At 27.8% G+C, this 807-nt stretch carries 1 protein-coding gene and 1 pseudogene; both read left to right on the top strand.

Annotation, left to right across the window (positions count from 1 at the left end; all coding sequences use genetic code 11):
• The first annotated feature begins 28 nt into the window (after positions 1 to 28).
• On the top strand, positions 29 to 550 hold the full coding sequence (locus tag M8044_RS02455; RefSeq protein ID WP_273585464.1) for a dTMP kinase: 522 nt from the start codon (positions 29 to 31) through the stop codon (positions 548 to 550).
• 6 nt (positions 551 to 556) lie between these two features.
• Positions 557 to 807, top strand: a pseudogene (locus M8044_RS02450) (hypothetical protein); the annotation flags it as partial.

The following is an 807-nucleotide window of genomic DNA, read 5'->3' as shown; positions in this document are numbered from 1 at the left end:
TAGACCTTCAAATCGAAGGTCTTTTTTTATGCCCAAACAAGACTTAGGGAGTAGTTCTCTTGGGAAGGAAATTAGAGATTTATTTTTAAATTTTCAAAAAGTAGATTACCTCACTCGTTTTTATTTAAGTCTCGCTAATATGGCTCAAATTCAAGCGGAATTATTTAAAAATAACCAATTAATTATCTTAGACCGTTGGTTACCATCTACTTATGCTTACCAATTATTTCCCTTTTCTAAGGAAAAAGAACAACTTTTACTTTTGAAAAAGATCTTTAAGATAAATCATGAAACTATTTTAAAAAAACCTGATTTATTAATTTATTTAGATATTGACCCTCTTATCGGAAGAAATAGAAAGAAGCAACAAAAAAACCATCAAAGAGATTTGATTGAAAGACAATCCTTAACTTATTTTCAAACTGTTCGCCAAGGATACGATCATTATCTCACTCATTATACTAGCGGCATGAAAAAATTAATCTTAAACGGAAGTGATTCTATTCCATCTAATATTCAAAAAATTATGAAATATCTAGGAGAAAGATAATGGCCATTGTTATTAAGAAAAAATGTAAAAACGGTAATCTTTATTTTTATTACCATAACGGGAAAATTAAAACCATCAAACCTGATGGAACCATTATTTGGAAAACAAAAAAAATTAAGAAGAAAAGACCTTAAAACAAGGTCTTTTTTTTCTTGTGAAAGGAAGCACAAGATGTTAACGAACGAAGATTTTTACCACATTAAACAATTCAATATCAACACTCAATGTGTTAATATTTTAAAAAAACTTTTTCATAA

The organism is Columbia Basin potato purple top phytoplasma (assembly GCF_028595955.1).
Taxonomy (GTDB): domain Bacteria; phylum Bacillota_I; class Bacilli_A; order Acholeplasmatales; family Acholeplasmataceae; genus Phytoplasma.
This window is presented reverse-complemented; position numbering and strand designations above follow the sequence as displayed.

What these genes read in the sequence shown, in the direction of transcription:
- M8044_RS02455 (WP_273585464.1), top strand. Translation starts at nt 29, where the DNA reads ATGCCCAAACAAGACTTAGGGAGTAGTTCTCTTGGGAAGGAAATTAGA.